At 35.0% G+C, this 13,767-nt stretch carries 13 protein-coding genes; all 13 read left to right on the top strand.

The annotated features are described in order from the left end of the window. Positions 1–410 precede the first annotated feature (410 nt). On the top strand, positions 411–1,601 hold the full coding sequence (locus C794_RS13515; RefSeq protein WP_017797678.1) for a PDZ domain-containing protein: 1,191 nt from the start codon (positions 411–413) through the stop codon (positions 1,599–1,601). A 279-nt stretch (positions 1,602–1,880) separates the two neighbouring features. Beyond that, the gene (gene uvrB, locus C794_RS13510; protein ID WP_017797677.1) at positions 1,881–3,863 is read left to right on the top strand and encodes an excinuclease ABC subunit UvrB; all 1,983 of its coding nucleotides are present in this window, start codon (positions 1,881–1,883) and stop codon (positions 3,861–3,863) included. Between the two features lie 7 nt (positions 3,864–3,870). Next, positions 3,871–6,747, top strand: a complete 2,877-nt coding sequence (gene uvrA, locus C794_RS13505; protein WP_017797676.1) for an excinuclease ABC subunit UvrA — start codon at positions 3,871–3,873, stop codon at positions 6,745–6,747. A 135-nt stretch (positions 6,748–6,882) separates the two neighbouring features. Beyond that, positions 6,883–7,233 (top strand): YojF family protein, encoded by a 351-nt coding sequence (locus C794_RS13500; RefSeq protein ID WP_017797675.1) that lies wholly within the window; start codon positions 6,883–6,885, stop codon positions 7,231–7,233. A 19-nt stretch (positions 7,234–7,252) separates the two neighbouring features. Next, positions 7,253–7,924 (top strand): bacillithiol biosynthesis deacetylase BshB2, encoded by a 672-nt coding sequence (gene bshB2 / locus C794_RS13495; RefSeq protein ID WP_017797674.1) that lies wholly within the window; start codon positions 7,253–7,255, stop codon positions 7,922–7,924. Between the two features lie 253 nt (positions 7,925–8,177). Further along, entirely contained in the window at positions 8,178–8,369 is a 192-nt protein-coding gene (locus tag C794_RS13490) for a PspC domain-containing protein (RefSeq protein WP_017797673.1), read from the top strand. Continuing rightward, entirely contained in the window at positions 8,369–8,725 is a 357-nt protein-coding gene (locus C794_RS13485) for a phage holin family protein (RefSeq protein ID WP_017797672.1), read from the top strand. The genes C794_RS13490 and C794_RS13485 overlap by 1 nt, the downstream gene beginning before the upstream one ends. A gap of 425 nt (positions 8,726–9,150) precedes the next feature. Next, positions 9,151–10,083, top strand: a complete 933-nt coding sequence (gene hprK / locus C794_RS13480; protein ID WP_017797671.1) for an HPr(Ser) kinase/phosphatase — start codon at positions 9,151–9,153, stop codon at positions 10,081–10,083. Between the two features lie 14 nt (positions 10,084–10,097). After that, positions 10,098–10,964 carry a prolipoprotein diacylglyceryl transferase gene (lgt, locus tag C794_RS13475; RefSeq protein ID WP_017797670.1) on the top strand — a complete coding sequence of 289 codons (867 nt, stop codon included), beginning with the start codon at positions 10,098–10,100 and terminating at the stop codon, positions 10,962–10,964. A gap of 32 nt (positions 10,965–10,996) precedes the next feature. Then, complete coding sequence (locus tag C794_RS13470) at positions 10,997–11,956, top strand: nucleoside recognition domain-containing protein (RefSeq protein ID WP_017797669.1); 960 nt, start codon at positions 10,997–10,999, stop codon at positions 11,954–11,956. Then, the gene (gene ppaX, locus C794_RS13465) at positions 11,931–12,575 is read left to right on the top strand and encodes a pyrophosphatase PpaX (RefSeq protein WP_017797668.1); all 645 of its coding nucleotides are present in this window, start codon (positions 11,931–11,933) and stop codon (positions 12,573–12,575) included. Before C794_RS13470 ends, ppaX begins: the two co-directional genes overlap by 26 nt. Next, the gene (locus tag C794_RS13460) at positions 12,568–13,089 is read left to right on the top strand and encodes an acyltransferase (protein WP_017797667.1); all 522 of its coding nucleotides are present in this window, start codon (positions 12,568–12,570) and stop codon (positions 13,087–13,089) included. Before ppaX ends, C794_RS13460 begins: the two co-directional genes overlap by 8 nt. 10 nt (positions 13,090–13,099) lie before the next feature. Continuing rightward, on the top strand, positions 13,100–13,642 hold the full coding sequence (locus C794_RS13455) for a glycerol-3-phosphate responsive antiterminator (RefSeq protein ID WP_017797666.1): 543 nt from the start codon (positions 13,100–13,102) through the stop codon (positions 13,640–13,642). The last annotated feature ends 125 nt before the right edge of the window (positions 13,643–13,767 follow it).

Raw genomic sequence — 13,767 nt, 5'->3', positions numbered from 1 at the left:
AGAGATTTTCATCAGTAAAAGATTTAAGTCTTTGAGTGAAGTAAACATACGACTACTCACTCTGATAAATTCTTAGGATAAAGAGGTTGGGACATAATAAAAAGTATTTATCTAGAGACGGATGATTAGTAGAATGAGCGTAAGACATATTTCGATAGTTCTTTGGGAAGAAGGTCAAAGGGTAGTCCCTGATGCATGAGCAATCCAAGGCGCCCATTAGTCTCCTACGAGAACACGAGTATATTTCTGAAGCGGGTAATTAAAAGCGATTCATTCGGATTTATCTTTTGAGTAAATACTTGTCCCAATCTCTTTTCCTATTTCTTTTACAAAAAAGCAGGAAAAACGATAGAAGAATCGAATATTTTTATATAGACATTTTGATTAGGCATAGTAAAGTAGGTGACAGAATGGTTGAGTCTTGGTTGTTAGAAGGAGCGAAAGCAGTCGGCAGATTTTTTCTAAATCCGACATTGTATTGGTTTATGTTTATTTTGACAGTAGCTAGTTATTTCCGCATAAAAAGGGAGAGACAGGACTTTGGAATAAAAGTATACCAGAAATTTATCGAGTGGAAGGGAACGTTCGTTGTTTCTTTAATCACAGGATTAGTTCTATCAGTAATTGCAGTTGGCACAGGTATGGTATTTTCTTATGAGGTATTAGTATTATTAGCAATAGTTACAATTATACTTAGTATTAGTACAAAATTCACACTATTGTCACCCAGTTATATTATTGGATTGACATTTTTACTGTTATTAGTTATTCCACCTCTATTAGAAATGCAAAGTCAGGTTAATTATAATTTTGATTATGGGTTAAGTTTTAAATCATTAGCAGTAATAGGTGCTTTGCTACTAATTGTAGAATCGATCATAATCCAACGAATTCAAAAACAATCAACATTTCCGCGGATTTCCCTTAGTGACAGGGGAATATGGGTAGGCCAACATCAAGTAAAAAGATTAGCTTTGATTCCGCTACTTGTATTAGTTCCAGAAGGACTTATTACTTCTTTTGCACCCTGGTGGCCTTATTTATCTATTGGTGAAACATCACTAGGACTAGCTTTTGTTCCCTTTATAATTGGATTTGATTATACTGCAAAAGGTCATTATCATTTGGATGCGATAAAGAAAGTTTCAAAAGCTAATTATATGTTAGCTATTGTTATATTAATGGTTGCTGTAGCAGGTATATTTGTGCCTTATTTATCACTGACTTCAGTCATTTTAGCTATTATAGGTAAAGAATATTTAAATTATCGCTATAGAGAGGGAGATAGACTTCGTCGTCCTTATTATCAGCCACATGATCAAGGACTACGTGTGGTGGGGGTTTTACCTAACAGTCCAGCAAATAGACTTGAAATATCTCCTGGTGAATCTATCTATCGGGTAAACGGCCGAAAGGTAACAAATAGTCAGAGTTTTTATGAAGCACTTCAAGGTAATGGTGCATTTATTAAACTAGAAATTATTGATTATCATAAAGAAATTAGACTTGTTCAAGGATCTCTATATGAAGGAGAGCATCATGCTTTAGGGTTATTATTTCCTAAGGAACCTTTTAAACAGAAACAAAAGCAAACTGGCTAACTGAGGAAAGTAGAGCAATAAAAATATGACTAGTATGACGAACAATAATTGGAAGGTATATGTAAATATATCTGAAGTATTGTTCGTTTTAATTTTATATAACAATACACTTCCTTGTTCAAGCTTAAGAATTCATACAACTCAATTGGTATGATATGATTTCCATTATGCTTAAATGGGTAGAATAAAAGATAAGATAATATAAAAAAACGAATACTTGTTCGTTTTTTTATAAAGAGATATAATAGATATTAGCTCGAAAAGAACGGAGGCATTGTTGTGAAGGAGAAATTTGAATTAGTATCTGCTTATGACCCAGCTGGTGATCAACCAAATGCTATAAAAGAGATAACGGAAAAAGTACTGGCTGGTCAACGTCATCAAACATTGCTTGGTGCTACAGGTACTGGGAAGACATTTACCATGTCCAATGTTGTAAAAGAGATAAACCGTCCGACACTAGTAATTGCGCATAACAAAACATTAGCTGGACAGTTGTACAGTGAGTTTAAAGAGTTTTTTCCAAATAATGCTGTAGAATACTTTGTTAGCTACTATGATTATTATCAGCCAGAGGCATATGTACCGTCTACAGATACATTTATTGAAAAAGATGCGAGTATCAATGATGAAATTGATAAATTACGACATTCTGCAACTTCTGCATTATTTGAAAGAGAAGATGTATTAATTGTAGCAAGTGTGTCTTGTATTTACGGTTTAGGTAATCCAGAAGAATATAAAAGTCAAGTGTTGTCATTAAGGATGGGAATGGAGAAAGATCGTGACCAATTACTTCGTGATTTAGTAGAAGTTCAATATGCTAGAAATGATATTAATTTCCAACGGGGTACATTTCGAGTTCGCGGTGATTCAGTCGAGATCATTCCAGCTTCTCATGAAGAGTATTGTATTCGTGTAGAATTCTTTGGTGATGAAATTGATCGTATACGTGAAGTTGATGCGCTAACCGGTGAAATAATCGGTGATCGAGAACATGTAGCTATTTTTCCAGCTTCTCACTTTGTTACGAGAGAAGAAAAAATGAAAATCGCTATTCAAAATATAGAAAAAGAACTCGAAGAACAACTAAAAGAAATGCGTGATAAAGGAAAATTATTAGAAGCACAACGATTAGAGCAACGAACCAATTATGATTTAGAAATGATGCGAGAAATGGGGTTCTGTTCAGGAATTGAGAATTATTCACGTCACCTAACACTCCGTGGACCTGGAGCGATTCCATATACATTATTGGATTTCTTTCCAGAGGATTTCTTAGTAATTATTGATGAATCGCACGTAACTCTTCCACAGATTCGTGGAATGTTCAATGGGGATCAAGCGCGTAAACAAGTGCTTGTAGATCATGGTTTTCGATTACCGTCTGCGATGGATAATCGCCCACTTCGATTTCAAGAGTTTGAAGATAAAACAAAACAGTTGGTTTATGTGTCTGCGACTCCTGGACCATATGAACTTGAACATACTCCTGAAATGACAGAACAAATTATTCGACCTACAGGATTATTAGATCCAGTAGTTGAGGTGCGTCCAATTGAAGGACAAATTGATGATCTTATAGAGGAAATACGGATCCGAATGGAAAAAAATGAACGTGTATTAATCACGACATTAACAAAGAAAATGTCGGAGGATTTAACCGATTATTTAAAAGAAATAGGTATGAAAGTTGCTTACTTGCACTCCGAGATTAAAACATTAGAACGTATAGAAGTAATACGTGATTTACGAGTCGGGAAATTTGATGTTTTAGTAGGTATTAATTTGTTAAGAGAAGGACTAGATATACCTGAAGTTTCTCTTGTTACCATCTTAGATGCTGATAAAGAAGGATTTTTACGTTCAGAACGATCTCTGATTCAAACCATGGGTCGTGCTGCACGTAATGAAAATGGAAAAGTAATTATGTATGCTGACAAAATAACGGACTCAATGAAAAAAGCAATTGATGAGACAAATCGACGTCGAGCAATACAAACAGAATATAATGAACAACATGGCATTACTCCTAAAACGATTCGAAAAGATGTTCGAGATGTTATTAAAGCAACGACCGCAGCAGAAGAAACAGAATCATATGAACCGAAAACGAAACAGATTAACAAAATGACGAAAAAAGAGAAAGAAAAAGTAATTGAACAAATGGAGAAAGAGATGAAGCAAGCAGCAAAAGATCTTGACTTCGAGAAAGCAGCAGAATTACGAGATGTCATTTTGGAACTAAAAGTGGAAGGATGATTTAGGAATGCCAAGTAAGTCTATAAAAATTCAAGGAGCACGAACACATAATTTAAAGGATATCGATATCAATATTCCTAAAAATAAATTAGTGGTATTAACAGGGTTATCGGGTTCAGGTAAGTCTTCTCTTGCATTTGATACCATATATGCAGAAGGTCAACGTAGATATGTAGAATCCTTATCTTCCTATGCACGTCAATTTTTAGGACAAATGGATAAACCGGATGTAGATGTTATTGAAGGACTATCTCCAGCAATATCTATTGATCAAAAAACAACAAGTAAAAATCCAAGATCAACGGTTGGGACAGTTACAGAAATTTATGATTATTTACGTCTGTTATATGCAAGAATTGGTAGGCCGACATGTCCCAATCATGGTATTGAAATCAGTTCACAGACTGTCCAACAAATGGTTGATCGGATATTAGAGTATCCGGATCGTACAAAACTTCAAATTCTTGCGCCAGTTGTATCAGGAAGAAAAGGTGAGCATGTAAAAATCTTAAAAAACTTAAAACAAGAAGGTTATGTACGAATTCGTGTAAATAATGAAATGAGAGAAGTAACAGATGATATTCAATTGGAAAAAAATAAGAAGCATTCGATTGAAGTAGTAATTGATCGTATTGTAGTAAAAGACGGTGTGGCTTCGAGATTAAGTGATTCTATTGAAACTGCATTAAAGCTTGGAGAAGGTAATATTATAGTCGATGTCATTGGTGAGGAAGAATTGACCTTCAGTGAGAATCACGCATGCCCCATTTGTGGTTTTTCCATTGGCGAACTAGAGCCAAGACTGTTTTCTTTTAATAGCCCATTTGGTGCTTGTCCAAGTTGTGATGGCTTAGGTACAAAATTAGAAGTTGATATCGACCTTGTCATTCCAGATTGGGATAAAACATTAAATGAAAATGCAATTGCACCGTGGGAACCAATTAGTTCTCAATATTACCCACAATTATTAAAAAGTGTTTGTAATCATTTTGGTATTGATATGGATATCCCAGTAAAGGAAATTCCACAGCAACAAATGGATATCATTTTACAAGGAAGTGGCAAAGAAAAGATAAAATTTGAATATGAAAATGATTTTGGAAGTATAAGGAGATCAGAATCACCATTCGAAGGTGTTTTAAAGAATGTAGCAAGACGTTATAGAGAAACGAGTTCTGATTTTATACGAGAGACATTAGAAAAGTATATGGCTCAAAAAAACTGTCCTACTTGTAAAGGACACCGCTTGAAGAAGGAAGCCTTAGCAGTATTAATTAATGGAAAACATATCAGTAATGTAACCGACTTTTCTATAGCAGAATCAATACAACTTTTCCAACAACTCAATCTTACTGAAAAAGAACAACAGATAGCTAGATTAATTTTGAAGGAAATTGATAATCGTTTGGAATTTCTTAATAACGTAGGACTTGATTATTTAACATTATCAAGAACGGCGGGAACTTTATCTGGTGGTGAAGCACAACGTATTCGATTAGCAACACAAATTGGCTCTGCATTAACGGGTGTGCTCTATGTGCTTGATGAACCGTCGATTGGTTTGCATCAACGTGATAATGACCGATTAATTGATACATTAAAACGAATGAGAGATTTAGATAATACATTAATTGTAGTCGAGCATGATGAAGATACTATGCTTGCAGCAGACTGGCTAGTAGATATAGGACCTGGAGCAGGTGAGCATGGTGGAGAAATTGTAGCAAGTGATACACCCAAAAACGTGATGAATAATGAACAGTCTCTAACTGGTAAATATTTATCTGGAAAAGAATATATTCCATTACCTACAAAACGAAGAAAAGCAGATAAACGCAAGATAGAAGTAATGGGAGCTTCTGAGAATAATCTAAAAAATGTATCAGCAAAAATTCCGATTGGATTAATGACAGTAGTGACTGGGGTCTCTGGATCAGGGAAGAGTACGTTGGTCAATGAAATTGTCTATAAATCTTTAGCAAAGTCATTATATAAAGGGAAAGTAAAACCGGGTAAGCATAAGAAAATAAAAGGAATTGAACATATAGATAAAGTGATTGATATTGATCAATCACCAATTGGACGTACACCTCGTTCTAATCCTGCTACCTATACTGGAGTGTTTGATGATATTCGTGATGTTTTTGCACAAACCAACGAAGCAAAAGTAAGAGGATATAAAAAAGGTAGATTCAGTTTCAATGTGAAAGGCGGAAGATGTGAAGCTTGTCGAGGTGACGGTATTTTAAAAATTGAGATGCACTTCTTGCCGGACGTTTATGTTCCTTGTGAAGTTTGTGGTGGGGCTCGCTATAACCGTGAAACCTTAGAAGTTAAGTACAAAGGAAAAAATATCTCTGAAGTTCTCGATTTACGAATTGAAGAAGCATTGGAATTCTTTACGGCAATTCCAAAGATTAAACGTAAGTTACAAACGATATATGATGTTGGTTTAGGATATGTAAAACTTGGTCAACCAGCAACTACCCTTTCAGGGGGAGAAGCGCAACGTGTTAAATTAGCAAGTGAATTGCACAAACGTTCTAGTGGTAAGTCCTTTTATATTTTAGATGAACCAACAACTGGACTACATGTAGATGATATTCGTAGATTGCTCACTGTCTTACAACGAATAGCAGATAATGGTGACTCAGTACTTATCATAGAACATAATTTAGATGTTATTAAAAGTGCTGATCATATCATTGATTTGGGGCCAGAAGGTGGCGATCGTGGTGGGCAAATTATTGCTACTGGTACACCTGAACAAATTGCTGAGCAACAAGATGTTTCGTACACAGGAAAATATCTAAGTCCAGTTTTAGATAGGGATAGACAGAGGATGAAAGAAATTCTTGAAGCAAAGACTGTATCAAAATCATAAGTCTTGAAAAGACAGGTAGTATTAAATTGCTACCTGTTTTCTTTTCTTATCATGATAAAGATGCTAAGCTATCTGATTGACGTAAAATGATCATTTCGATAGAGTAAATGTTGAGATGAATTGGAGGCTAGAAATATGAAACCAATTGAAATAAATCATATTCAGGGTTTACTGGATGAGTATGTAAACAAAGAAGTATATATTCACCTTGAAACAACAAATGGAGCTTATGCAAGTCATTTTGACGATAAAGCATATAATGTTGGGGCATACATACGAAATGCTAAAGTTATATATGAGCAAGCTAAAATTGTTGGGGATGGAAAGTCGTATCGTATAGGATTAAAAACAAGAATTGGCTGGGTATATGCCGAAGGGCTTACCGATTGGACCATTCACAAAGAACAATTACTATTAGCTGGCCATGATCGAGAAGGTAGATTGATGGTTGCATTAGAAATTAGTGAAAATCCATTTCATAATTAAAGAAAGATAGGTGAAAATAATGGAGAAGCATGTTGTTGTAATTTATCCACATCCAGATGATGAGTCATTTGGAGCGGCTGGTTCAATGGCTAAGTTCCGTTCTGAAGGTATTCCAGTTACGTATCTTTGTGGAACATTAGGCCAAATGGGAAGAAATATGGGAGATCCTACATTTGCAAATCGAGAAACATTACCAGAAATAAGAAAAAGTGAATTAATCAAGGCATGTGATGCTTTAGATGTAGATTTACAAATGCTAGGATATCGTGATAAAACAATCGAATTCGAAGATCGAACAGAAGTAGCCGAACGTTTAAAAGGAATATTAGAAGATATTCGTCCAACACTTGTGATCACGCATTATCCTGATTATGCTGTTCATCCTGATCATAATGCGCTCGGGGCAGCGGCCATAGAGGCAGTTCGTTTAATGGATCCTAATGAACGTCCAACTGTATGGGCTCAAGCTATTTCCAATGATTATGAGTTGGATCTAGGGAGTCCAGATGTGATAACAGATGTTAATGAATTTTTTGGGAAAAAGTTAGAAGCTATTTTATCTCATGACTCTCAAGTAGCAGGGATGTTTGGCAAATTTAAAATGTTGGATGAATTAGATGAGCAAGAGCGTAGAGAAATTGTAGCAAACTTTGGTAAGGAAAGATTCTATATTTGGCAATTTGATAAATAAGTCAATTTCATAATTGCAAAATTCCATTTTAAAAACGGAAAGAATTTTTCTTTCCCTGGTTAGTTGGAAACCAGTCCTGTTGGGAAAAACCGATTTAAATGGAAATCAAAGAGATCAACATTTGGATTTTATATAAAATATCTTATTATGAAATTTATTAATAATCGAAAATGAAACTTTATACCTCTTTTTACGTATATATAAATAGAAAAAACGGGTATATGTATAAATATAAGTGAGTAGGAGGTATAACATGAAAAAGATATTTCGTTCAGATTCAGATAAGTATGTAGCGGGTGTATTTGGAGGATTAGGAAATTATTTTAATATTGATTCCACGATTTTACGTATTGGCTTTATTATTTTACTTATTCCTAGTTTCTTTACACTTTCGCTAATTTATATCGCTGTTGCGATGATTATGCCTAAAGAGGATATCTATTAATGATTATTAGATGGATTGTTTCGTTAATTTTAAATGCTGTTGCATTAATAGCTGTTGCTCAATTATTTGACTCGTTTCATTTAGAAGGATTTGGCACAGCTGTTTTAGCAAGTTTTATATTAGCTATTTTAAATATAATTGTGAAGCCAATTTTAGTGATTTTAACGTTACCTATAACAATAGTTACCTTTGGATTGTTTTTAATAGTGATTAATGCGATTACGTTAATGATAACTCAAGCGTTGATAGGTTCTTCATTTGTGATTGATGGTTTTGGAATTGCTATTATTGCTTCGATTATTATTTCCTTAATTACAATGATTTTAAATAGTTTAGTAAGAGACTCCGTTCGATAATTTTGGGACAATGGAGAGACAAAAGTATTTACGCAATAGGGTTTGAAATCCCGCTTCAGAAATATACTCCGCTTATCCATCGGTGGCTGGTGAGCCTCCGGATGCTTATGCATTGGGGGTCTCAACTATGCCTCACTCCCACAGGACATGGGAGGCATCGACACCATTGCATCGCAAGCAGAAAATCGATTTTTGATTTTCAAGGAGTCTCCGTATATTTCTTACGCTAATTTAGCTATCTTCCTTTTGTTTGTCTCAGTTCCTTGAAGAAATATTAACTTTCTGTGGGCAGAATAAGCGGGTTTTCTTTACTTAGATGAAATAATTCATATAAACTATTGGAAACGTAGACTCTTGTCTACGTTTTTTTGTTTGACTATGCTAAAATGGTATTCAGTTAACAAGCAATGGAAGGAGCTGCAATTATGGTAGCGGTGGTCCGTACTCAAGATTTATTGAATAATTTTAACCTGACTTTAGTATCAGGAGAAGATGGAATACAACGTGAAATTATAACAAGTGATATTTCTAGACCAGGAATAGAGATGACTGGCTATTTTAGATATTACCCTAAAGAACGCTTGCAACTTATTGGTAAAACAGAAATGGCTTATTTTCTAGATTTAAGTTCGGCTCAAAGAAGAGATCGTGCTGAACGGTTATGTACTGATATCACTCCGGGGATAGTTGTTTCTAGAGGAATGGATATCCCTGAAGAATTGAAAGAAGCATCTGAGAAATCTGGTGTACCTATTCTTCAATCTCCTAGAAAAACTACTCGTGTTATTAGCCGATTAACCAACTATTTAGAATCAAAGTTTGCTCCATTTACTGCTATACATGGAGTTCTCGTAGATATTTATGGAGTTGGTGTGTTAATTATTGGTCAAAGTGGAGTAGGTAAAAGTGAAACAGCTTTAGAACTAGTTAAAAGAGGCCATCGATTAGTCGCAGATGACAATGTAGAGATTCGGCAAGAAGATTATGATAGCCTAATTGGAAATGCTCCTCCCTTAATTGAGCATTTATTAGAGATCAGAGGTCTTGGTATTATTAACGTAATGACCCTATTTGGAGCTGGATCTGTACGCAGTAAGAAGCGAATTTCTTTAGTTATTAATCTCGAGAATTGGGATGAGAAAAAACAATATGATCGTCTTGGTTTGGATGAAGATATGATGAAAATCATGGATGTGCATTTACCAAAAGCAACCATACCTGTTCGTCCTGGAAGAAACCTTGCAGTAATAATAGAAGTAGCTGCAATGAACTTCCGATTAAAACGAATGGGAGTGAATACAGCAGAAGAATTTTCAGAAAGATTGTCTACAATGATTGAAAAAGGAGAACTTGAATAAAGGAGGATTAAAATATGCTACAAACTGCGGCACCAATCGATAGAGTATTTATTGAAATTGGCCCCATTTCGATATATTGGTATGGCATAATTATTGCATTTGGTGCGATATTAGCAATTTACCTTGCTTCAAAAGAGGCAGATCGTCTTGGGTTAACAAAAGACTTAATGTTAGATTTTGTCATGTTTGCCGTTCCAATTGCAATAATCTTTGCAAGAATTTACTATGTATTTTTTGAGTTTGATCAGTATGTTAATGGTCCTTGGTGGAAAGTATTTGCAATTTGGGAAGGCGGAATTGCTATCCATGGAGCAATAATTGGAGGAGTACTAACGGCGATTGTTTTTGCTAGAGTAAGAAAAGTTTCTTTTTGGCAAATAGCTGATATTGTTGCTCCAAGTCTAATATTAGGACAGGCGATTGGAAGATGGGGGAACTTTGTAAACCAAGAAGCTCATGGTGGACCGATTTCACAAGCTACATATGAAAGTTTTCATCAATATTTGCCTGATTTTATTATGAACCAAATGACTATTAATGGTGTAATGTATCATCCGACATTCTTATATGAATCGGTATGGAATATATTAATTTTTGTGGGATTATTGCTTTTACGAAAGTACAATCCTGTGCGAGGGGAAGTATTCTTAACCTATGCAATTACGTATTCAATTGGAAGATTCTTTATTGAAGGATTACGTACCGATAGTCTGTATATGTTCGATATAATTCGTACAGCACAATTTATTTCAATCTTAACTATCATTGTGTCTATTGTTTTTATTATTTATCGCCGTAAAACCGTTAGCGAGCGTTATTTAGATGCACCACCAAAAAACAAAAAGAAGAATAAAAAAACAAATAAGAAAAAGAAAAAATAAAGTCCAACACGACTAGTCAGGGGATGAATAACATGTCTGGTACGCTACAAAGAGGGTTTTGGGAAGGACTTAATACTACATGGAAATTAGGGAAGATTATTTTCCCGATAACATTAATTGTTACGATACTTCAATTTACTCCAGTTTTACCTTGGTTTATAAAGCTTATTTCTCCAATGATGGGATTATTAGGTTTGTCAGGAGAAGCTGCGGTGCCGTTAGTTTTAGGGAATGCATTAAATCTTTATGCAGGTATTGCTGCCATTATTTCGTTTGACTTTACAGTTAAAGAAGTATTTATTATAGCAATCATGTTATCCTTCTCTCATAATTTATTTGTTGAATCTGCGGTTGCGACAAGTGTGGGTGTAAAGTGGTGGATAATCGTTGGTGTACGTGTGGGTTTAGCATTGTTTTCTGCATTTATTATTAACCTGGTATGGAATGGTGGATCAGAAATGGCGCAATATGGATTTGTGTCAGGTTCTGAATCTGCTCCAAATGGGTGGGGAGAAATTATATTGCATGGTGCACAAACGGCAATAATTGCAATTGTGCAGTTAGCGTGCATTGTAATTCCCCTAATGATCGTGATGCAATTGATGCGTGACCGCGGCTGGTTAGATGCTATGTCGAATAAGATGGCTCCTTTTATGCGTTTGCTAGGTATAGATAAGAGTGCTTCCATGACCATGGTTGCAGGTTTAACCATTGGTCTAGCGTATGGAGCTGGATTAATGATTCAAGCTGTGAAAGAAGATAATGTATCTAAAAAGGATATGTCTCTCGCATTAATTTTTCTCGTGTCTTGTCATGCTGTCGTGGAAGATACACTGGTATTTATTCCACTGGGGATACCTGTATGGCCGTTACTCATTATTCGGTTGTTAACAGCAATTATTCTAACAATAACCATTGCTTATTTCTGGAATAAACGAGACAACAAGAAAAGAAAGGAAATGATTCATGAGCATTCGTACCATACTCTTTGATCTTGATGGAACGCTTATTGATACAAATGCATTAATAACTGCTTCCTTCGAGCATACATTTAGACAATATAATCTAAATTTTAGTAATGAAGAAATACTGAAGTTTAATGGCCCACCTCTTATAGATACGTTTAATAAAATTGATGTAACAAGAGCCGACGAGATGATTTCAACTTATCGTGAGCATAACATTCGTGAACATGATAAGTTTGTCACAGCATTTCCTCATGTATATGAAACTTTAGAAGAACTGAAGAGAAGAAATATATCTCTAGGGATAGTAAGTACAAAAATGCGTCATACGGTACAAATGGGGCTTGATTTAACAGGTATATCTAAGTTCTTCTCTACGGTCATAACATATGATGATGTAACTCATGCTAAGCCGCATCCAGAACCAGTACAGATGGCAATGCAAAAGCTAAATGCTAACCCTGAGCAAACGCTTATGGTAGGTGACAATCATCATGATATTGTATCGGGTCAAAGAGCGAATGTACAAACAGTAGCAGTAGAATGGTCATTAAAAGATACGAACTATCTAAAAAGTTTTCATCCAGATTATTTTATTAATGATATGAATGATATCTTATCAATAGTAGGTGATTCATGTGCGTAAAACAGAGCGTTATGCTGTAAAACGTGCGAATTCGTTATGGCAAATATATGATACTGTGCCGTTTTGGAAGGTCATAAGAAATTTTATAGTGATTCAAATAGCGCGGTATACTCCTTTCCTGGAAGTGAAAAACTGGTTATATAGAAATATATTAAATATGAAAATTGGAGAAACCACTTCCTTCGCTGTAATGGTAATGCCTGATATTATGTTTCCCGAGAAAATAAAAGTGGGTAATAATTGTGTGATCGGGTATAATACAACAATTCTAGCTCATGAGTATCTTATAAAAGAATATCGCCTCGGTGATGTTCACATTGGTGATGAAGTAATGATCGGTGCGAATTCTACCATTCTCCCTGGTGTAACTATTGGCGATGGAGCAATTATCTCTGCGGCAACATTAGTACATAAAGATGTACCAGCAGGAGCTTTTGTTGGAGGAAATCCTATGAAGATTATATATACGAAAGATGAGATAGAAAGAAATAATAATATTATTAACGAAGAATAGGTGGTATATAATGGAACTTCCTAAAGGAGTTTTACCAGCCGTTCGTCAGATGAAAGATTTCGATAAGGCGTTAGAAACAGACCATGAGTATATTGTTATACTAGAATCTAGACTCGTACAGTTAAAAAGCTTGATTGAATATAGTCATCGTAACGGAAAGAAAGTATTAGTACATTTTGATCTAATTCAGGGATTAAAAGCAGATGAATATGGAATGGAATTTTTAAATAGAGAAATGAAGCCAGATGGTGTTTTATCTACTCGGGGGAATGTTATTGCTTTAGCAAAAAAATATAAGTTACTCGCTATTCAGCGAATATTTCTTTTAGATAGTCTTGCATTAGATCAAAACATGAAATTAGTTCGTAAATTTCAACCCCATTGTATTGAATTACTTCCGGGGTTGATACCGAATATAATTCAACAAGTAGGGACACAGACAAAAATACCAATTATTGCAGGTGGCCTTATTCGAAAAAATGAAGAAGTGAATAACGCTATAGAAGCTGGAGCAATAGCGGTATCTACTTCAAATACAACATTATGGAAATAAAAGGAAAGGTCCAACTATCTTTTGATGCGGTTGGGCCTTTTGTCGAATAATGATGAACTGGAAAGAATTTCTTATAGGAAAAAGTGTTGACAACGCTTTCAGTATTTTGTACTATTTAGGTACAA

This window comes from Oceanobacillus kimchii X50 (genome assembly GCF_000340475.1).
GTDB classification, from domain to species: Bacteria; Bacillota; Bacilli; order Bacillales; family Amphibacillaceae; genus Oceanobacillus; species Oceanobacillus kimchii.
Note: the sequence above shows the minus strand (reverse complement) of the source record. Positions and strands in the feature narration are given on the sequence as shown.